Annotated in this window: 22 protein-coding genes; 15 read left to right on the top strand and 7 right to left on the bottom strand. The window is 66.8% G+C overall.

The features are described from left to right. Positions 1 to 21: 21 nt before the first annotated feature. Positions 22 to 690, bottom strand: coding sequence for a transcriptional repressor LexA (lexA, locus tag NGB94_RS15925; protein WP_325791693.1), 669 nt, complete (start codon positions 688 to 690; stop codon positions 22 to 24). Positions 691 to 1,104: 414 nt separating this feature from the next. On the opposite strand from lexA, the gene NGB94_RS15920 reads away from it, so the two are divergent. From NGB94_RS15920 to NGB94_RS15885, 8 genes are all read left to right on the top strand, one after another. Then, positions 1,105 to 1,554: a LysM peptidoglycan-binding domain-containing protein gene (locus tag NGB94_RS15920; protein ID WP_325791686.1), complete on the top strand. Its 450-nt coding sequence runs from the start codon at positions 1,105 to 1,107 to the stop codon at positions 1,552 to 1,554. An 89-nt stretch (positions 1,555 to 1,643) separates the two neighbouring features. After that, on the top strand, positions 1,644 to 2,744 hold the full coding sequence (locus tag NGB94_RS15915) for a histidinol-phosphate transaminase (protein ID WP_325791684.1): 1,101 nt from the start codon (positions 1,644 to 1,646) through the stop codon (positions 2,742 to 2,744). 76 nt (positions 2,745 to 2,820) lie between these two features. After that, on the top strand, positions 2,821 to 3,438 hold the full coding sequence (gene hisB / locus NGB94_RS15910) for an imidazoleglycerol-phosphate dehydratase HisB (RefSeq protein ID WP_325791682.1): 618 nt from the start codon (positions 2,821 to 2,823) through the stop codon (positions 3,436 to 3,438). After that, entirely contained in the window at positions 3,435 to 4,070 is a 636-nt protein-coding gene (gene hisH, locus NGB94_RS15905) for an imidazole glycerol phosphate synthase subunit HisH (protein ID WP_325791681.1), read from the top strand. The genes hisB and hisH overlap by 4 nt, the downstream gene beginning before the upstream one ends. Positions 4,071 to 4,073: 3 nt before the next feature. Then, positions 4,074 to 4,229 (top strand): hypothetical protein, encoded by a 156-nt coding sequence (locus tag NGB94_RS15900; RefSeq protein ID WP_325791680.1) that lies wholly within the window; start codon positions 4,074 to 4,076, stop codon positions 4,227 to 4,229. A gap of 27 nt (positions 4,230 to 4,256) precedes the next feature. After that, positions 4,257 to 5,006 (top strand): bifunctional 1-(5-phosphoribosyl)-5-((5-phosphoribosylamino)methylideneamino)imidazole-4-carboxamide isomerase/phosphoribosylanthranilate isomerase PriA, encoded by a 750-nt coding sequence (gene priA / locus NGB94_RS15895; RefSeq protein ID WP_152275249.1) that lies wholly within the window; start codon positions 4,257 to 4,259, stop codon positions 5,004 to 5,006. A 5-nt stretch (positions 5,007 to 5,011) separates the two neighbouring features. Then, on the top strand, positions 5,012 to 5,860 hold the full coding sequence (locus NGB94_RS15890) for an SseB family protein (protein WP_325791678.1): 849 nt from the start codon (positions 5,012 to 5,014) through the stop codon (positions 5,858 to 5,860). A gap of 29 nt (positions 5,861 to 5,889) precedes the next feature. Then, positions 5,890 to 7,203, top strand: a complete 1,314-nt coding sequence (locus tag NGB94_RS15885) for an MFS transporter (protein ID WP_325791677.1) — start codon at positions 5,890 to 5,892, stop codon at positions 7,201 to 7,203. A gap of 72 nt (positions 7,204 to 7,275) precedes the next feature. Here NGB94_RS15885 and NGB94_RS15880 read toward each other — a convergent pair whose 3' ends face one another. Then, a complete protein-coding gene (locus NGB94_RS15880) occupies positions 7,276 to 7,701 on the bottom strand; it encodes a DUF1844 domain-containing protein (RefSeq protein WP_325791676.1) in 426 nt (141 codons plus the stop codon). A 373-nt stretch (positions 7,702 to 8,074) separates the two neighbouring features. On the opposite strand from NGB94_RS15880, the gene infC reads away from it, so the two are divergent. The 4 genes from infC (at position 8,075) to NGB94_RS15860 (ending at position 11,084) form a co-directional block, all read left to right on the top strand. Next, a complete protein-coding gene (gene infC / locus NGB94_RS15875) occupies positions 8,075 to 9,064 on the top strand; it encodes a translation initiation factor IF-3 (protein ID WP_418910670.1) in 990 nt (329 codons plus the stop codon). Positions 9,065 to 9,179: 115 nt separating this feature from the next. Further along, positions 9,180 to 9,374, top strand: a complete 195-nt coding sequence (rpmI, locus tag NGB94_RS15870) for a 50S ribosomal protein L35 (protein ID WP_055240480.1) — start codon at positions 9,180 to 9,182, stop codon at positions 9,372 to 9,374. Positions 9,375 to 9,497: 123 nt separating this feature from the next. Beyond that, entirely contained in the window at positions 9,498 to 10,163 is a 666-nt protein-coding gene (rplT, locus tag NGB94_RS15865) for a 50S ribosomal protein L20 (RefSeq protein ID WP_325791674.1), read from the top strand. A gap of 18 nt (positions 10,164 to 10,181) precedes the next feature. Next, positions 10,182 to 11,084: a TrmH family RNA methyltransferase gene (locus NGB94_RS15860; RefSeq protein WP_418910669.1), complete on the top strand. Its 903-nt coding sequence runs from the start codon at positions 10,182 to 10,184 to the stop codon at positions 11,082 to 11,084. Positions 11,085 to 11,172: 88 nt separating this feature from the next. Here NGB94_RS15860 and NGB94_RS15855 read toward each other — a convergent pair whose 3' ends face one another. After that, positions 11,173 to 12,414, bottom strand: coding sequence for an MFS transporter (locus tag NGB94_RS15855; protein WP_325791670.1), 1,242 nt, complete (start codon positions 12,412 to 12,414; stop codon positions 11,173 to 11,175). Between the two features lie 176 nt (positions 12,415 to 12,590). On the opposite strand from NGB94_RS15855, the gene NGB94_RS15850 reads away from it, so the two are divergent. Beyond that, positions 12,591 to 13,040: a (deoxy)nucleoside triphosphate pyrophosphohydrolase gene (locus NGB94_RS15850; protein ID WP_325791669.1), complete on the top strand. Its 450-nt coding sequence runs from the start codon at positions 12,591 to 12,593 to the stop codon at positions 13,038 to 13,040. 26 nt (positions 13,041 to 13,066) lie between these two features. Here the strand turns inward: NGB94_RS15850 and NGB94_RS15845 are convergent, their stop codons facing one another. From NGB94_RS15845 to NGB94_RS15830, 4 genes are read right to left on the bottom strand one after another with little or no spacing between them, the layout of a single operon-like run. Beyond that, the gene (locus tag NGB94_RS15845) at positions 13,067 to 13,552 is read right to left on the bottom strand and encodes an SRPBCC domain-containing protein (protein ID WP_325791668.1); all 486 of its coding nucleotides are present in this window, start codon (positions 13,550 to 13,552) and stop codon (positions 13,067 to 13,069) included. Further along, positions 13,533 to 13,919 carry a metalloregulator ArsR/SmtB family transcription factor gene (locus NGB94_RS15840; protein WP_325791666.1) on the bottom strand — a complete coding sequence of 129 codons (387 nt, stop codon included), beginning with the start codon at positions 13,917 to 13,919 and terminating at the stop codon, positions 13,533 to 13,535. Before NGB94_RS15840 ends, NGB94_RS15845 begins: the two co-directional genes overlap by 20 nt. 50 nt (positions 13,920 to 13,969) lie before the next feature. After that, positions 13,970 to 15,001 (bottom strand): Rv2578c family radical SAM protein, encoded by a 1,032-nt coding sequence (locus NGB94_RS15835; protein WP_325791664.1) that lies wholly within the window; start codon positions 14,999 to 15,001, stop codon positions 13,970 to 13,972. Positions 15,002 to 15,033: 32 nt separating this feature from the next. After that, positions 15,034 to 15,489, bottom strand: coding sequence for a hypothetical protein (locus NGB94_RS15830; RefSeq protein ID WP_325791662.1), 456 nt, complete (start codon positions 15,487 to 15,489; stop codon positions 15,034 to 15,036). Between the two features lie 152 nt (positions 15,490 to 15,641). Here NGB94_RS15830 and pheS point away from each other — a divergent pair, with 152 nt between their 5' ends. Together pheS and pheT are read left to right on the top strand one after the other, a co-directional pair. Continuing rightward, positions 15,642 to 16,718, top strand: coding sequence for a phenylalanine--tRNA ligase subunit alpha (gene pheS / locus NGB94_RS15825; protein ID WP_325791661.1), 1,077 nt, complete (start codon positions 15,642 to 15,644; stop codon positions 16,716 to 16,718). Continuing rightward, the gene (gene pheT / locus NGB94_RS15820) at positions 16,719 to 19,262 is read left to right on the top strand and encodes a phenylalanine--tRNA ligase subunit beta (protein WP_325791659.1); all 2,544 of its coding nucleotides are present in this window, start codon (positions 16,719 to 16,721) and stop codon (positions 19,260 to 19,262) included. It begins immediately after the preceding gene. Positions 19,263 to 19,325 lie beyond the last annotated feature (63 nt).

Below are 19,325 nucleotides of genomic sequence, written 5' to 3'. Positions count from 1 at the left end.
TCCCGGCGTCCCGCAGAGTTCCTAGAGGGAGCGCATCACCGAAACGACCTTGCCCATGATGGTGGCGTGGTCGCCCATGATCGGTTCGTAGCGGGTGTTCTGCGGCAGCAGCCAGGTGTGGCCGTTGCGCTGGCGGAACGTCTTGACTGTGGCTTCATCATCCAGCAGGGCCGCCACAATGTCCCCGTTCTCTGCCGTCTGCTGCCGCCGGACCACTACCCAGTCGCCGTCGCAGATCGCGGCGTCGACCATCGAGTCGCCGGAGACCCGGAGCATAAACAGTTCCCCGTGGCCCACCAGCTGGCGGGGGAGCGGCACCATTTCTTCCACGACCTGCTCGGCGAGGATCGGACCGCCTGCGGCGATGCGTCCAACCAGCGGAACCATTGCCGTGTCCACTGCCGTCGTCAGTTCGGTGACGGAAGCCGGTGTTCCGGCGCCGGCCGGGGTGTCTGCGGAATCCGGCTGTTCCTTGTGCATCAGCAGCGGTACCAGGATTTCCATCGCGCGCGGGCGCTTGGGATCGCGTCGGATGTAGCCCATCTTCTCCAGCTGACTCAGCTGGTGCGTGACGCTGGAGAGGCTGGCGAGGCCCACGGTGTCACCGATTTCGCGCATCGACGGCGGATAGCCGTTGGCGCTCACCGACGCCTGGATGGTTTCCAGGATCTTCTTCTGCCGCGGGGTCAGTGCCCGGGGACGGGGGGAATCGGCCGCAGCAGCGGCAGCCGGGCGGCCTTCGGAGTCAGTCCTACGGGGCACTTCGGCTTCCCTTCAAGCGTTCCGGACGTCCCGGAGAGGCGGCAATGTCAGTGGCGGGTGTTTTCCTTTAGGTCGAACGGTGATGCCGGAGCGGCCTGCCCAGCAGAGCGGACCGAACCGGCAGTATTCGAAGGTTTCCGCCGATACCCACGCTAGGGGAGCGGCAGGTCATTTTCAAACATTTGTTCGAGTGAGTCTCGACAGCGTTCGTAGATAGATGCTAGAAAAGGAAACAGCAGGAATCGAATACATATTCGATTCGAAGATGCCAACAGTTCGAATCCAGTTTCGAAGCCGGGTGTGTGCCGGTACGGAGAGGACTCGGACCGGAAAGGTTTTGCCATGTCCGTTCAGTTTGCGGCAGCCCGCACTTCACTGGGCTCCATCCGTTCCATCTCCGCTCCGTCACGTTCCGGAGCGCGTTCCGTCCAGGCCCGGCCGTCTGCTGACCGCCCCGCAGGCGAAGGGCGCCAGACGCCGGAAGGTCCGCTGAAGCTCACCCGCCGCGGCCGCCTCCTGCTGGTCGGCGCTCCGATCCTGCTCGGTGGAGCTGCGCTGCTGACCTTCGTGGGCTTCTTCACCGCTCCGGCCCTGGCCTCCAGCGACGGGGCGGAGGTGACGCGGACCCAGCAGGTCAGCGTGAGCACCGGAGACAGCCTTTGGAGCCTCGCCAGCCAGTACGCACCCGAGCGCGACCCCCGTGCCGTCGTCGCGGACATCATGGAGCTCAACAACCTCTCCGATGCCGTGGTTCCCGCCGGCGTCCAGCTGTACATTCCGGTCGCCGGCTAGCCCTTTCAGCATCACTCGGGCGCCCGCAGCGGCCCGTCACCTTTACGGCCGATTCTGCGCCCCGCAGGGCTGCGCCTTAAGCTGGACGGGTGAGCGAACAGCTGGAAAAACTCAACCGACTTCCCCTGCGTGACGACCTGAGGGGCCAGACCCCCTATGGGGCTCCGCAGCTGGAAGTGCCGATCCTGCTGAACGTCAACGAAAACACTCATGGGCTGCCACCGGAAGTCGCACAGGCGATCACGGCGTCAGTGCGCGAAGCCGTAACCGGGCTTAACCGGTACCCCGACCGCGAGTTCACGGAACTGCGTGAACGCCTGGCCGCCTATCTTGGCCACGGGCTGGGTGTGGAGAATATCTGGGCAGGCAACGGATCCAACGAGGTGCTGCAGCACATCCTGCAGGCGTTCGGCGGACCGGGACGCACCGCCATGAGCTTCCCGCCCACCTATTCCATGTATCCGCTGCTTTCCAGCGGGACGGGCACCGAGTACATCACCGGCACCCGTGCTGCCGATTTCACGCTTAGCGCCTCGTCGGCCGCCGAACAGGTCCGGGCGGCGCGGCCTAACATCGTTTTCCTGTGCACCCCGAACAACCCGACCGGCACCGCCCTCGGCCTGGACGTAGTGGAAGCTGTCTACGAGGCAGGTGAGGCGAGCAGCGCCATCGTGATTGTGGACGAGGCCTACGCCGAGTTCTCGCATGCCGGCGCTCCCAGTGCGCTGTCCCTGCTCCCGGGCCGGGAGCGGCTGATCGTTTCCCGGACCATGAGCAAGGCCTTCGCCCTGGCCGGGGCCCGGCTCGGGTACATGGCCGCGGCGCCGGAGGTCACCGATGCGCTCCGCCTCGTCCGCCTGCCGTATCACCTCTCTGCCGTAACGCAGGCCACTGCAAACGCCGCACTGGACCACGCCGATGCGCTGCTGGCCAACGTGGAGGACATCAAGGGCCAGCGTGACCGGATCGTCGCCGAGCTGACTGAGATGGGCCTGAAGCCCGCGGAGTCGGATGCCAACTTCGTGCTCTTCGGCGGACTCGGGAATCCCCGGAAGATCTGGCAGGGTCTGCTCGACGCAGGCGTGCTGATCCGGGATGTCGGAATTCCCGGTCATCTGCGGGTCACCGCCGGCACCGAAGCTGAAACCACTGCCTTCCTCACCGCGTTGCGCGAACTGCTTTCCGCCTAGCGCACCCGTCAGCACCGGCAGGGTGCGAAAACACTAGACTGGTAACCAGAGCCCACTTCTTCCAAAGGAACCTTTCATGACCGTGGAGACCGCCACCGGCCGTACGGCCCGCCTCGAGCGGACCACCAGCGAATCATCCGTCCTCGTGGAACTGGACCTGGACGGCACCGGCCGTTCGGATATCAGCACGTCCGTGCCCTTCTACGACCACATGCTTACCGCGCTGGCCAAGCACTCGCTGATCGACCTCACAGTCAAGGCGACCGGCGACATCCACATCGACGTCCACCACACCGTGGAGGACGTGGCCATCAGCATCGGCGAAGCACTGAAGACTGCGCTGGGTTCGAAGGCCGGCATCCGCCGCTTCGGCGAAGCCACTGTTCCGCTGGATGAGGCGCTGGCCAACGCCGTCGTCGATATCTCCGGCCGCCCCTACCTGGTGCACTCCGGCGAACCTGCCGGGCAGGAATACCACCTGATCGGCGGCCACTTCACCGGCTCGCTGACCCGCCATGTCTTCGAAGCGATCACCCTGCACGCCCAGATCTGCCTGCACATGACCGTGCTGGGCGGCAGGGATCCGCACCACATTGTGGAGGCCCAGTTCAAGGCCTTCGCCCGCGCGCTCCGCGCTGCCGTGGAGCCGGATCCCCGCGTTGAGGGCATTCCCTCCACGAAGGGTGCGCTGTGAGCCGGAACGTCACGGTCCTTGACTACGGATCGGGGAACATCCACTCCGCCGTCCGTGCACTGGAACGGGTGGGCGCGAACGTCACCCTAAGCTCCAAGTCCTCGGACGTCCTGGAAGCCGACGGCCTGGTTGTTCCCGGCGTCGGTGCGTTCGCTGCGGTCATGCAGGGGCTCAAGGATGTTGATGCGATCCGCATGATCGGACGCCGGGTTGCCGGCGGCCGCCCCGTGCTCGGCATCTGCGTGGGCCTCCAGGTCCTGTTCGATGAAGGAGTGGAGCACGGTGTCCGGACGCAGGGCATGGGCGAATGGCCCGGAGTCGTGGAGCGTCTGGCCGCCGACGTCGTACCGCACATGGGCTGGAACACGGTCGAGGCACCCGCCGGTTCGCGCCTGTTTGCCGGAATCGAGGACGAACGCTTCTACTTCGTGCACAGCTACGGCGTGCAGAAGTGGGACTTCGACGTCACGCAGCCTGCCATGCAGCCGCCGCTGGTGACCTGGGCCAACCACGGCGGGCCGTTTGTTGCCGCAGTGGAGAACGGTCCGCTCAGCGCCACCCAGTTCCACCCGGAGAAGTCCGGGGACGCCGGAGCGGCGCTGCTGGAGAACTGGCTGAAGGGACTGGGCTAGGCCATGTGGAGTGTTGTCCTCATGGGTCTGGCCGGCCTGCTGATCGGCGGAGCCATCTCCTTCCGCCGGCAGGGCATGCCGCGTTTGATCTCCATCAGTTTTTGGATCCTGGCAGGCATGTCCCTGCTCGGCGCCTACGTCCTTACCCTCGGCCTCTGAGCCGGCTTAATCACTGAAAGCAGGACCATGTCCCTCACTGAAACACCCATCCTCGAACTGCTCCCTGCCGTGGACGTAGCCGACGGCCAGGCCGTCCGCCTGGTCCAGGGCGAAGCAGGTTCCGAGACCAGCTACGGCGATCCGCTGGATGCTGCCATGGCCTGGCAGAACGACGGCGCCGAGTGGGTGCACCTGGTGGACCTGGACGCAGCCTTCGGCCGGGGCAGCAACCTGCCGCTGCTCAAGCGCGTGGTGGAGGAACTGTCCATCAAGGTGGAGCTCTCCGGCGGCATCCGGGATGATGCCTCGCTGGAGAAGGCACTGGAACTCGGTGCCCGCCGGGTGAACCTTGGCACGGCCGCCCTCGAGAACCCGGAATGGACCGCCAGCGCCATCGCCCGCTACGGCGACGCAATCGCCGTCGGGCTGGATGTCCGCGGCACCACGCTGGCCGCCCGCGGCTGGACCAAGGAAGGCGGGGACCTCTGGGAGGTTCTCGCCCGCCTGGAAGACGCCGGCTGCCCGCGCTACGTCGTCACCGACGTCACCAAGGACGGAACCCTCCGCGGCCCGAACGTGGACCTGCTCCGCGACGTGCTGGCACGCACCGACCGTCCGGTCGTCGCCTCCGGCGGCATCTCCAGCCTGGACGACCTGGCTGCCCTTCGCGAACTGGTACCGCTGGGCCTGGAAGGAACCATCGTCGGCAAGGCGCTGTACGCCGGTGCCTTCACGCTTCCCCAGGCGTTCGACGTCGCCGGTCACCCGGAGCGCTAATTCCGGTGGCTAAGCGCGAACTGCCCGGGCATATTGCCGCAGCACTGGCCGCAGCCGGCGGGCCGGCGGACTCCGCCGGTGTACCCTGGGCCGGGCGCAGCCTGGAGGGCGAGGGCAACCCGCTGCACCAGTTCGACAAGGACGACGGACAGCCCGATGCCGGGTACGCCAGCGCCGTCCAGGCGCTCGTGGCGGGGACCGGTACCGAAGCGGGTGTGATCGAATCACTGGCCACAGCCCGCGTCTATGTGGCAATCGTGGCGACCCTCGGCGAGGAAACGGCGTCGGAGCACGGGCTCACCGCGGACAAGGAAGCAGACCTTGCCCTGGTGACCCTCACGGCCCCCGACGGCCGCAAGGCACTGCCGGTTTTCTCCTCCGTTGATGCGCTCTCGCGCTGGCATCCCGAGGCCCGCCCGGTGGCGGTGTATGCGCCGCGGGCGGCGTTGTCCGCCGTCTCGGAGGAAGCCCAGCTGCTGGTCATCGACCCCGGGAGCGATGTGACCTTCGTGGTCCGCCGGCCGGCCATGTGGGCCCTGGCGCAGCAGCGGGCCTGGGTTCCCTCCTATGAGGACCCGGCGCTGGCCGGGATCGTTACCGGGGCAGCCGCCCAGGAGTCCGCAGTGCGCCAGGTGCGCCTCACCGCAGGCGGCGGCGTAGCCTCCCGCACGGCAGAGGGTACGCTGGTTTCCGGCGGGGGCGCCGGGCCGGAACTGAGGATCATCCTCCAGCTGGCACCGGGACTGGATGCGGCAGGTGTCCAGTTCCTCGCAGCAGCGCTGCAGCAGCGCCTTGCCAGCCATCCTGAATTCGTTGAGCGCGTTGATTCCCTGGAACTGAAAATCACGCGCTGACCGGCCGAAACGGCCAGAAGAGAAGTGCAGTGAACTTTAGTGTCTACCGGGACCTGCTGGCCATCGTCCCAGTCCGCCGTCTGCTCCTGGTCGGTATGATCGCGCGTTTCCCGCACGCTGCGGCCGGTGTGCTGTTGACCCTCCACGTAGTGCTCACCCTGGACAAGGGGTATGCCGCCGCCGGAGCGGTAGCGGCGCTGGTGACCATCGGCATCGCTGTCGGCGCTCCCTGGCGCGGCCGGCGGGTGGATAACGTGGGACTGCGCAGGGCGCTGATCCCGTCGGTGATCTCCGAAGCGGTTATCTGGTCCGTTGCCCCGCACGTGAGCTATGAATGGCTGCTAGTGCTGGCCCTGATCGGCGGCGTTTTCACGCTGCCGGTATTCAGTGTTGTCCGCCAGTCGCTGGGCATCCTCGCGACGGGGGACAAGCGGCGGACGGCGTTCACCCTGGATTCGATTGCCACGGAAGTGGTGTTCATGGGCGGCCCCGCCGTAGGCGCGGTCCTCGCGACCTCCGTTTCCACCGCCGTCGGGCTCACCCTGGTGGGTCTGTGCACGGCCGGTGCCGGCCTGTTCCTGATGTGGTTCAACCCGCCCACCCGTTCTGACTCCCTGGAAGCGCCGGAGCACGACGTCGAGGCCGCCACGGCGGCGGTCGTCTCCTCGGCTCCGGCGCATCTGGGCGAACCGGCAGCCGAGCTGGCACAGGCAGCCGGCGCTGCCGCAGAGGCTGAGGACCCGAAGCTGCGCGGCGGGCTGCTCGCCCGGATCCAGGCAGGATTCTCCTGGATGACGCTCAGCGTTGCCGTGGTCTTTGTTGTTGCGGCCGGTGCGGGCCTGCTACTGGCGAGCAGCGACGTCGGCATCGTTGCCCTCGTTGAAGCCTCCGGAAACCCCGGGCAGCTGGGCATCGTCTTTGCCGTCTGGTGCTTCGCCTCGCTGGTAGGCGGCCTCATCTACGGCGCCATGAAGCGGCGGGTTTCCCCGATGCTGCTCCTGCTCGCAATGGCCGTCCTTACCCTGCCGATGTCCCTGGCGACTGACACGCTCAGCCTGGCGCTGCTCTCCATCCCCGGCGGCCTGCTGTGCGCTCCGGTGCTCTCCGCCGCTTCCGAGCGTGTGGCCGACCTCGTTCCGGAAGAACGCCGCGGCGAGGCCATGGGCTGGTACGGCTCCGCCCTGACCACGGGAACCGCCATCGGCGCACCGCTGGCCGGTGCCGCGATCGACCTGGTGGGTCCGTGGGCAGGCTTTGCCTTCGCCGGATCTGCCGCCGCGCTGATGGTGCTCCTCACGCTGGGGACCCGCGCCGTGGTCAACGCCCGGCGCACCCTGGTCTAAGCCGGCAGCTGCCTTAAAGCCGGACGGGGCCCGAAGAGCGAACTCTTCGGGCCCCGTCCGTTGCGCGGGAAACTAGTTAACGGGGCCGGTGAACTTCTCGCCGGGGCCCTGGCCCGGAGCATCCGGGACGGAGGAAGCTTCGCGGAAAGCGAGCTGCAGGGACCGCAGGCCATCGCGCAACGGTCCGGCGTGCTGGCTGCCGATCTCCGGAGCGGCGGCGGTAACGAAGCCGGCCAGGGCGGTAATCAGCTTGCGGGCCTCATCCAGGTCCTTGAGTTCTTCGGCGTCAGCGCCGTCGGCAAGGCCGCACTTCACGGCTGCAGCGCTCATCAGGTGCACGGCAGCGGTGGTGATGACTTCAACCGCTGGTACTTCGGCGATGTCGCGGACCTGCGCCGAAACGGGGCTCTGGGAGTGGGCGTGGGTTTCTTCTTCGGAGGTTCCGGGGAAGGAATGGCGGGCAGAATCGCCAGCCGGATTGCTCTGTGGGGTACTCATACTGGTAAGCTTGTCACAGACCGACCGGTAGACGTTATTTGCGCCCAGCTCACCGACATGATGAAAATCAGTGGGCTGCTGTTGCAGGTAACGGCACCGGTATGCAAGCGGAGACTCTCCCACCCGCGTCAGCCTGATTAATCCAGCCTCACGGCAGGATCAGAGTTGCCGGGTTCTGGTCGGCCCTTCCGGGGCAGCATCTTCGGATGACCGCTGGAAGCGCACTGTTTCGCAGTGCCGGCCGATCCTCGAGGCCTCCGATTGCGCGTGCAATTGGGGGCCTTCTTCAGTTGCAGGCGGTAGCCGTTTTGAGTCAAACAGGAGCTGCAACATTAGCGAGCCAAGAATCAATGATCGGATCCGTGTCCCTGAGGTGCGGTTGGTAGGACCGGCTGGGGAACAGGTAGGTGTGGTCCGGATCGAGGACGCCCTTCGCCTGGCAGCGGAGTCCGACCTGGATCTTGTAGAGGTAGCACCGCAGGCCAAGCCTCCGGTGTGCAAACTAATGGACTTCGGCAAGTACAAGTACGAAGCCGCAGTCAAGGCCCGTGAGGCACGCAAGAACCAGACCAACACGGTCCTGAAGGAAATCCGTTTCCGCCTCAAGATCGACACCCACGACTACGAGACCAAGCGCGGACACGCGCTTCGCTTCCTCGCCGCGGGTGACAAGGTCAAGGCCATGATCCAGTTCCGTGGACGTGAGCAGCAGCGCCCGGAGATGGGTATCCGTCTGCTGCAGAAGTTCGCTGAGGACGTCTCCGAGGTGGGTGTGGTTGAGTCCAGCCCCCGCATCGACGGCCGGAACATGGTCATGGTGATCGGCCCCCTGAAGAACAAGGCCGAGGCCAAGGCTGAAGCCCGCCGCGCCTCACAGCGCGCCGAGGCCAAGGCTGCCAACGAAGCCGCCAAGAAGGGCGAAGCTCCGGCACGGGTTGATACCAGTGCCGACAAGGCGCCCATGACGCAGAGCCTGGCAGATCTGCTGCCGGACGGCCTGCGCCTTGGTTCCTCCGCTGCGGAGGCCGACAAGGCCCGAGCTGAGCAGGAGCAGGCAGAGAAGGCAAAGGCAGCACAGGCCGCCAAGGCTGCTGCGGACAAGGCTGCTGCCGATGCCCGCCGTGCCGAGGAAGCAGCGAAGGCTGCTGCCGCCAAGCCGGCACAGGCTGCCAAGCCTGCTGCGGCACCTGCCGCTGCAAAGCCGGCAGAAGCGCCCAAGCCGATGGCAGTGCCGAAGCCGACAGCTGTGAAGCCGTCTGCGCCGAAGCCCGCTGCCCGGCCGAAGCCGGCAGCTGCACCCAAGCCTGCTGGCAAGGCACCGGCATCCGGTGCAGGCCAGAAAAAGCCTGGCACAGCGGAGTAGGCCACCGCGCAACACCGCTAGAACGCCCAGGCGTCCCTAGGAAACCCTGGCACCTGATGCAGGTGCCCATATCCCCGCGGGTTCGTACCGCGGAAACCAAAGGAGATCGGTTCCCATGCCGAAGATGAAGACCCACAGTGGCGCCAAGAAGCGCTTCAAGCTGACCGGTACCGGCAAGCTCAAGCGCCAGCAGGCCAACCGCCGCCACTACCTGGAGCACAAGTCCTCCCGCCTGACCCGCCGTCTCGCCGGTGACAAGATCGTCACCCCGGGCGAGGCCAAGGTCATCAAGAAGATGCTCGGCAAGTAACCGATCTGATCTTTTCGGACGGTCTTGCAAAGGACTGCTCCACCAATCAACTAACTTTCCCGCGGCCCAGGACGGGCCGCAGCACCGGTAGTGTGCGCGGGACTATTTCTAAGGAGTACGCACGTGGCACGTGTGAAGCGGGCGATTAACGCCCATAAGAAGCGTCGGGTAATCCTCGAGCGCGCCAAGGGCTACCGCGGACAGCGTTCGCGCCTGGTCCGCAAGGCCAAAGAGCAGCTGCTGCACTCGTACGTGTACAGCTACGGTGACCGCCGCAAGCGCAAGGGCGACTTCCGCCGCCTGTGGATCCAGCGCATCAACGCTGCTTCCCGCGCTAACGGCCTCACCTACAACCGTCTGATCCAAGGCCTGAAGGCTGCTGAGATCGAGGTTGACCGCCGCATGCTGGCCGAGCTGGCCGTGAACGACGCCAACGCATTCGCCACCCTGGTTCAGGTTGCCAAGGACGCACTGCCGTCCGACACCTCCGCTCCGGCCGCTGCTGCTGCAGCTCCGGCTGCCAAGAAGGCTCCCGCCAAGGCTGCTCCCGCTGCAAAGGCCGCCCCGGCTGCCACTGCTGCTGTTGCCGACGGCGGCTTCAAGGCCTCCGAAGGCGAAGCTCCCGAGGGCTACGTCATCAAGGGTGCCGCAACCGGCAAGTACCACGTTCCGGGTTCCACCTGGTACGAGCAGACTGAAGCTGAGTACTGGTTCAACTCCGTGGAAGCAGCCAAGGCTGCCGGCCTGGAGCCTGCTGGCGGCGAAGCCCGCCAGAAGTTCCAGGGCTAATTTCGGTACCTGCTGAACATGTTTGACGCCGGACGCTCCCCAGCGCCGCTGATGTCCAATCCCCGAGCCGATCGGGTAAAGGAAGCAGCGAAGCTGGCGGGGCGTTCGGCGCGTTTAAAGACCGGCCGTTTCCTGGCCGAAGGTCCGCAGGCTGTCCGCGAGGCCCTGATTGCGCACCGCGCCGCTCTCACGGGAGGGCGCCACGGCGTCGTGGTCGAGGCCTATGCCACCCAGGCCTGCCTGGACCGCCTCCCCGAACTGGCCGAACTTGCCGAACAGACCACCCTGCGCCTGGCCACGGACGAAGTCCTGGCCGCCATGGCAGACACCGTTACCCCGCAGGGGATTGTGGCCGTGTGCCGTATCCAGTCCCCGTCGCTGGATGACGTACTGGCCGCCCGGCCCAAACTCCTCGCCGTCATGTGCGAGGTACGGGACCCCGGCAACGCCGGAACGATCCTGCGTGCGGCGGACTCAGCCGGCGCGGATGCCGTGATCCTCACTGCCTCCAGCGTGGACATCCACAATCCCAAGGCCGTACGGTCCACCGTCGGCTCACTGTTCCACCTGCCCGTCGTATCGGGCGTGAACTTCGCTGAACTTTCCTCCCGGCTGCACGAAGCCGGCATCACAATCCTCGCCGCGGACGGCTACGGCAGCCAGGACCTGGACGCACTCCAGGATTCCTCCGCGCTGCGCCGCCTGTCATCCGCCGCCGACGCGCCTGGTGAGGCCGGTCCGCGGCTTGAAGACCCTTCCGCCTGGCTGTTTGGCAATGAAGCCCAGGGCCTGGCCGAGGACGAGCTTGAAGCCGCCGACTACCGCGTAGCGGTGCCTGTTTACGGGCAGGCTGAGAGCCTGAACGTGGGCACGGCGGCAACCGTCTGCCTCTACGCCTCCGCCCGCGCGCAGAACCGCTAAAGCAGGCCCGGGGCAGCGCGCTCCGGCGTGCGTGGTCCGGGCTGCCGTCCTGCGCTGTGAGCGCGTTTGTATGTCCGCCTGGCCGCCGTCAGCGGGAGGCCGACGGCGCGTGTTCGGCTGCTGAAGCGGAGCCAGACGAGCTGCCCGGACGACGGCGGTCCAAGGCGCCGCTGAGCAGGGCCACGCCCAGCCCGAGAAGTGCCAGGACGGCACCGACGATTGCCGGTGAGCGGAAGCCCCAGCCCCAGGCGATGACAAGGCCTCCGGCCATGGCGCCCAGTGCGTTGGCCATGTTCAGTGCGGCGTGGTTGAGCGATGAGGCCAGCGACGCGGCGCCGGGCGAGACGTCGAGCAGGCGCGTCTGCAGTGCCGGCGTCAGAGCGGAGCCAATAGCGCCGACCAGGAAGACCAGGATGATCGCGCCGGCCTTGTACTGCACACCCCAGGCGTAGACCGCCAGAATGACCACGGTGCCGGCGAGGACGCCGTAGATGCTGCCCATCACGGAGCGGTCGGCGATCCGGCCTCCCACGATGTTGCCCACCACCTGTCCTACGCCGTAGAGCCCAACGATCAGCGGCAGCACGCCCATGGAGAAGCCGGCCACCTCGGTCATGGTGGGGGAGATATAGGTGTAAACCGCGAAGAATCCGCCGAAGCCGACGGTGCCGACCAGCAGGGCCAGCCACATCTGCATGCGGCGCAGGGCGCTGAGCTCGCGGCGGATGCTGGCATCCGGGTGTGCGGCCTGGAAGGGCACGAACCAGGCCACCAGGGCGACTGTCAGCAGCGCGATGGCACCGACGAGGACGAACATCCAGCGCCAGCCGGCCAGCTGTCCCAGCCAGGTCGCAAACGGCACCCCGATCACGTTGGCGATGCTCAGGCCCAGCATGACCATGGAGATTGCCCAGCCGCGCTTCGTGGGCGCAACCAGGGACGCGGCGATGACGGCCGCGACGCCGAAGAACGCGCCGTGCGGCAGCCCGGAGAGGAACCGGGTGACCAGCAGCCAGCCGTAGTCCGGGGCAATGAAGGACGAAAGATTGGCGACGGCGAAGAACGCCATCAGTCCAAGGGCCAGCCACTTGCGGGGCATTTTGGCACCGGCCGCAGCCAGCAGCGGTGCGCCGACGACCACGCCGAGGGCGTAGGCAGAGATGACATGGCCGCCTTCAGGGACGGACACACCGAGTTCGGCGACCATCTCCTGCAGCAGGCCCATGATGGCGAACTCGGTGGTGCCGATGGCAAAACCACCGGCGGCAAGGGCCGTGATGGCCAGGGATACGTGGCGGGTTTTGGGCGTCGCTACGCGCAGGGAAGGCATATGTGCTGGGGGTGCTTTCGGATCAGCGGTTGCCGCGGAGCCGTGGATGAGGCACGGGCGCGTCTGGCGGACCCGGGGCCGGTACGGAAGGACGAATGCTGCCGCTGGCCGGGGGCCAAACGGCCACGATGCCGTTCCTTCCAAGTCTAGGCCAGCACGCCCCGTAGACTCGATCTGTGTCGAATTCAGAACTGAAGCAGGTAGTCGGAGCCGCGATCGTGGATGACCTGGGCCAGCCGCGGAGCCTGCTTGCTGCCCGCCGTACCGCTCCGGAAGCCTACGCGGGCATGTGGGAGTTCCCGGGCGGCAAGGTTGAGCCGGGGGAGACCTGTGAAGCAGCGCTGCACCGTGAGCTCAGCGAGGAACTCGGCGTCGAAGTGTTTTTGGGAGCTGAGGTTACCGGACCGCTGGACCAGGGCTGGCCGCTGAATCCGAAAGCAGCCATGCGGGTTTGGCTGGTGGAGGTGAAGGCCGGGGAGCCGCAGCCGCTTGAGGATCACGATGAGCTGCGCTGGGTCGGCCTGGATTCCCCGGAGCTGGCTGAACTGCCGTGGATTCCGGCTGACCTTCCAATTGTCACGGCGGTCCGCGCGGCCGCGGGGCAGCCCCCGGCAGGATCCGCCTGAGCTGATCCGGCCGGGGTGCCCGGGTTTTAGCCCGCGAGGACCGCGTCCATCTGGGACATCGCCTCGGCGGCGCCTTCCACCGCGCCCATGGAGATCAGTTCATCCATCTGCGGGCGGTCGGCAAAGGACGTCACAACTTCTACAGCTGTTACGCCGTCCCGGGCAGTAAGCGTGACGCTCACGCCCGTGACCGGCATGTCTTCCCGCCGGGTCCCGTCTTCGTCCGCAAACCCGTCCCGGAAACTGAGCTGCCTGGGCGGATCGACGGCCAGCACGTGCCACCAGCCGTGATACGTCTTCCCATCCGGGCCGGTCATAAAGTAAGTGACGGTGCCGCCGGGGGACAGCTCGTGCTCCCGGACCGTGGCCGGGTAGGTTGGCGGCCCCCACCAGCCCTCCAGCTTGCGCGGATCCGCCCAGAGCTCCCAGACCTTTTCCGGTGCTGCCTCGAACTCGGCGAGTGCGGTAATGGTCAGGGCCTCATAATCCTTGTCAATGCTCTTCACGCTCATGGCGTCTCTTCCTGCCTCCGGGTGGATTCCCCGGCGTTTCCTGCCGCAGCAGGTCTGACATCCGGTTCAGCCGGCCTTCCCAGGCCTCAGCCAGCGCGTCCAGCGCGCGGTGTGCCTGGTCGACGGCGTCCGGTGCGGTGCTCACGAGCTGTTCCCTCCCGCGGCGAACCTTGAAGACCAGGCCTGCCGCTTCAAGGACCGCAACGTGTTTCTGCACCGCCGCGAAACTCATGGGATAGGCCTCGGCCAGCCGCGATACCGACAGCTCGCCGGCGGCCGCACGTCGCAGGATATCCCTGCGCGTGCTGTCCGCCAAGGCATGGAACAGGCGGTTCACGGCTTCATCTGACAACGCATCTACAACCATTTGGTTGTAACTTAGGACTCGCCGCCGCATCGGTCAAGGCCTGGCGGGAACTAAAAAAGGGTTCCGGCAGCGACCGGCAGGCCTGCCGCTGTCTTCGGAGCCGGCCGGGCGGCGCCGCGGGTGGCGAGGAACTGGTTCTTGCCGGCGAAGCCATGCCGCTTCTTGAAATGGGTGATGCGTCCCGCGAGCCACTGGCGGTAATCCTTGGCGGCATATGTGCCGCCGTTGTACAGCTTGTCGTAGCGCGCCGAAAGCTGCGGATAATCGCGGGCGAGCCATTCCCGGTACCACTCGCGCGCTCCAGGGCGGAGGTGCAGGGCGCCGGCCGTGACCGAGGTGGCACCGGCGTCGGCCAGCGCGGAGAAGAGCGCGTCCAGCGACTCGTCGCCGTCGGTCAGCCAGGGCAGGATCGGCATGGCCATCACATTGCAGTCCATGCCGACATCCCGGATGCGCCGGATCAGGTCCAGCCTGGCCTTCGGCGACGGGGTGCCTGGCTCAACCCGGTGTGCAAGGTCCGGATCAAGCAGGGCCAGGGAAATACCCATGCTGATGCTGGTCTGCTGCGATGCTTCGGCCAGGAGCGGGAGGTCGCGTGCCAGCAGTGTTCCCTTGGTCAGGATCGAGAAGGGCGTTCCGCTGTCCGCCAGGGCGCGGATGATTCCGGGCATGAGCTTGTAGCGGCCCTCCGCCCGCTGGTACGGGTCGGTGTTGGTGCCCATGGCCACGTGCTCGTACTGCCAGGAGGGGCGGGCCAGTTCGCGCCGCAGCACTTCGGCGGCGTTCGTCTTCACGACCAGCTGGCTGTCGAAATCGGCGCCGGTATCCAGGTCCAGGTAGCTGTGCGTCTTGCGGGCAAAGCAGTACACACAGGCATGGCTGCAGCCGCGGTACGGGTTCACAGTCCAGCCGAAGGGCATGGAGGAGGTGCGCGGAACCTTGTTCAGCACGGACTTGGCGAGGACCTCATGGAAGGTCACTCCCGCGAACCCCGGCGTCTGGACCGACCGGACGAGTCCCTGCAGGGGGAGCAGCGCGTCTGCGGACGGTGCTGCCTTTGGTTCCTGTTCCTGCCACCTCATGCACTCATTAGAACATATGTTCTAATCAGCGCCTACCCTCTTCCCCCCTTTCGACGGCGGGAGAGGCGGCGGCTGGGACGGTAGCCGCCGTCGGATAGTCCGGCCATGATTTCGAAGATGTTCGACGACGCCGGGTCGCCGGCACGCAGTCTGGAGTACCCGGCGGCCGCAAAGTACAGCGGCAGGAAAGCCAGTCCCAGCACTGCGTACTGGGAGCTGTGCCGGGCCTCGTGCCGCAGCAGCGCCGAGGAGGGTCCGGCGTCGAACGCCCGCGCAACCCGGGAACGGTAGAGAATCACGTTGCCCAGGGTGAACGCCGCAGCATGCGGGAGGGGAAGATTCCAGCCCTCTCCGAGCAGCAGGCCTCCGGGGCCTGGGCGCACCCGAACCCGGCCGAGCCGGGCAGCCAGCAGCCCTGCCGCCGTCGTGCCGTTGACCAGGTTCGCCGCGCGGCGCAGGGACTGCAGACGGGGCAGGGATGGGCTCATGCGCCCATGCTAGGGGAGAGGCGCGTCTTCACACTGCCCGGGCGGGGAAGATGAGTTGGTTAGACTGGTAGCCGCAGGCTGTCTGCCTTTGCCTGCAGCACCCTGAGCTCATCATCCACATCAACACGGCCGGAAACAGGTAAGAACGGTACATGTCGAATTCCATACCGGGGACGGACTCCCCAGACAACGCGGCACCCAATCCGCTCGACGAGTCAGCCATCGCGGCTGCCGTTGATTCAGCGCTCGCAGCCATCGCAGCTGCAGCGGACCTGGATGCCCTCAAGGACGTCCGCATCGCCGTCACCGGCGAGAAGTCTCCGCTGTCCCTGGCGAACCGCCAGATCGGCGGACTCCCCAAGGACCAGAAGGCAGCAGCCGGCAAGGTAGTCGGCCCGGCCCGCGGACGAATCAACCAGGCGCTCGCCGCCCGCACCGTGGAGCTGGAAGCCGAGCGCGACGCCCGGATCCTCGTCGAGGAAGCCGTCGACGTCACCGCCGCGCCGCGCCGCCGCAGCATGGGCGGACGCCACCCGCTTTCCACCCTGCAGGACCGCGTCAGCGACATCTTCGTGGGCATGGGCTGGGAAATCGCCGAAGGCCCCGAGGTTGAATCCGAATGGTTCAACTTCGACGCGCTGAACTTCAAGCCGGACCACCCCGCCCGCGAAATGCAGGACACCTTCTTCGTGGAGCCTCCCGAGGCACACCTGGTGATGCGCACGCACACCTCCCCGGTACAGGTCCGCTCCATGCTCGAGCGCGACCTGCCGATCTACGTGCTCTGCCCGGGCAAGGTGTTCCGCACCGACGAGCTCGACGCCACGCACACCCCCGTGTTCCACCAGTTCGAAGGCCTGGCCATCGACAAGGGCCTGACCATGGCAGACCTGGTCGGCACCCTGGAGCACTTCACCCGGGTGCTCTTCGGCGACGAAGCCAAGGTTCGGCTGCGCCCGAACTACTTCCCGTTCACCGAGCCGAGCGCCGAGCTGGACATCTGGCACCCCGGTGCCAAGGGCGGCCCGCGCTGGATCGAGTGGGGCGGCTGCGGCATGGTCAACCCCAACGTGCTGCGCGCCGCGGGAATCGACCCCGAGGTCTATTCAGGTTTTGCCTTTGGCATGGGCATTGAACGTGCCCTCATGTTCCGCAACGAAGTATCCGACATGCGGGACATGATCGAAGGCGACGTACGTTTCAGCGAACACTTCGGGATGGAGATCTAAGTGAGAATCCCACTTTCCTGGCTGCGCGAGTATGCCCAGGTTCCGGCGGACGCAACCGCCGAAGACGTCATGGCAGAGCTGGTCAAGGTTGGCCTGGAGGAAGAGGACGTCCACCGTCCCACCGACGAACTCTCCGGCCCAATCGTTGTAGGCCAGGTGCTCTCCAAGGAGCCCGAGCCGCAGAAGAACGGCAAGACCATCAACTGGTGCTCCGTCCGTGTGGTGCCCGAGGGCGCCGAGCAGACACTCACCGGCGACGGCATTGACCCGTCCGGCGTGCAGGGCATCGTCTGCGGTGCGCACAACTTCGAGGTAGGGGACAAGGTAGTTGTTACCCTGCCCGGCGCCGTGCTGCCCGGGGACTTCCGGATCAGCCCGCGCAAGACCTACGGCCACGTCTCCGCCGGCATGATCGCCTCCGTGCGTGAACTCGGCATTGGCGAAGACCACGACGGCATCCTGGTGCTCTCCACCCTGGGACTCGATCCCGAGGTCGGCACGGACGCGATGGAGCTGCTCGGTCTCTACGACCAGGCCGCGGAAATCAATGTCACCCCGGACCGCGGCTACGTCTTCTCCATCCGCGGCGCTGCCCGCGAGTACGCCCACGCAACCGGCACCAAGTTCACCGACCCCGCCGCCACGGTGGAGGTTCCGGAAGCCGACGGCGCCGGGTTCCCGGTGCGCCTGGCCGACGAAGCCCCGATCTACGGCAAGGCCGGATGCGACCGCTTCGTCGCCCGCACCGTCCGCGGCGTGGACCCGACCCGCCCGACGCCGCCGTGGATGTCCTCACGCCTGCGCCTGGCCGGAATGCGTTCCATCTCCCTGGTCGTGGACATCTCCAACTACGTGATGCTCGAGCTCGGCCAGCCGCTGCACTTCTACGACCTGGACAAGCTCACCGGCGAAATCACTGTCCGCCGCGCCAACCCGGGCGAGACGCTGAAGACCCTGGATGACAAGGTCCGCACCCTGGACCCCGAGGACCTCCTGATCACTGACGGCTCCGGTGCCATTGGCATCGCCGGCGTGATGGGCGGGGCCGCCACCGAGGTCTCCGACGCCACGCAAAACGTGCTCATCGAGGCAGCACACTTCGAGGAAGTCTCGATTGGCCGCTCGCGCCGCCGCCACAAGCTCCCGTCCGAAGCCTCCAAGCGCTTCGAACGCGGCGTTGACTGGTACGTCGCGGACATCGCTGCCCAGCGCGCCGTCGATCTGCTGGTGGAACTGGCCGGCGGCATCGCCGACGAGTCCATCACCGACGCCGGCACCGCCCCGGAAACCCGCAGCATCTTCCTGCCTGCGGACTTCCCGGCCAAGCTGATCGGCCTGGACTTCACCGAAGAACAGATCACCGGCACCCTCACCGACCTGGGTGCGGACGTTGAAAAGGCCGACGGCGGCTACCGGGTTCTTCCTCCGAGCTGGCGGACCGACCTGGAAACCCGTGAGGACCTGACCGAGGAGATCATCCGGCTGGTGGGCTACGACAAGATTCCCTCCACCCTTCCGGTGGCTCCTCCCGGACGCGGCCTGACCCGCATCCAGCAGCAGCGGCGCCGCCTGCTCCAGTCCCTCGCGGCGTCGGGCCTCACCGAAGTGCTGTCCTACCCCTTCGTCACCGAAGCGGACAACAACACCTTCGGCACCCCGGTTGCCGGCGAAGAGCGCCCGGCGGTCAAGCTGGCCAACCCGCTGTCTGCCGAGTTCGGCTGCCTGCGCACCTCGGTGCTGCCGGGCCTGTTCGACGTCGCCAAGCGGAACCTTTCGCGCGGCTTCCGCGACCTGGCGCTCTTCGAATCCGCACTCGTGTTCCTCCCCGGGGAGCAGAACGGCACGGAGTCGATTCCGCCGCTGGGCATCAAGCCGTCCGAGGAGGTCCTGGACGGCCTGTACAACGGCATTCCGGACCAGCCGCTGCACATCGGTGTGCTGTTCACCGGCCATGAGTCACCGGCCGGCGCGGGCCACACCCCACGCACCTGGGACTGGGCCGACGCCGTCGACACCGCCCGGCTCATGGGCGACGTGCTCGGCGTCGAACTGGTCATCAGCCAGGGCGAGCACCAGGCCTTCCACCCGGGCCGCACCGCCAAGATCTCGCTGCGCAGCGGTGAAACCGTCGGCTACGCGGGCGAACTGCACCCGAAGCTGCTCGCAGCCCGGGACATGCCGGCCCGCACGGTGGCACTGGAGCTCAACGCCGATGCCCTCTTCGACGCCGCACCGGACGTGATCGTGGCGAAGGAAATCTCCACCTTCCCGGCCACGACGCAGGACGTGGCGCTGATCGTGGCCTCGGAGATCCCGGCCGAAGCTGTGCTGGAAACCCTGCGCGAGGGTGCCGGCGAGCTGCTAGAAGACATCGCACTGTTCGACGTCTATACGGGCAAGGGCATCGAACCGGGGCACAAGTCCCTGGCCTTCGCCCTTCGCTTCCGGGCGCCGGACCGCACGCTGACCGCCGATGAGGCCTCCGAATCCCGGGCCGCCGCCGTCGCGCTGGCTGCCGAGCGTTTTGGTGCCGTGCAGCGGTAACGCAACGAGCGACGCAGCAGGTCCCGTCCGGTTTCCGGGCGGGACCTGCTGCTTTTTGCTAGC

The organism is Arthrobacter koreensis (assembly GCF_035792275.1).
Taxonomy (GTDB): Bacteria; Actinomycetota; Actinomycetes; order Actinomycetales; family Micrococcaceae; genus Arthrobacter_B; species Arthrobacter_B koreensis_A.
Note: the sequence above shows the minus strand (reverse complement) of the source record. Positions and strands in the feature narration are given on the sequence as shown.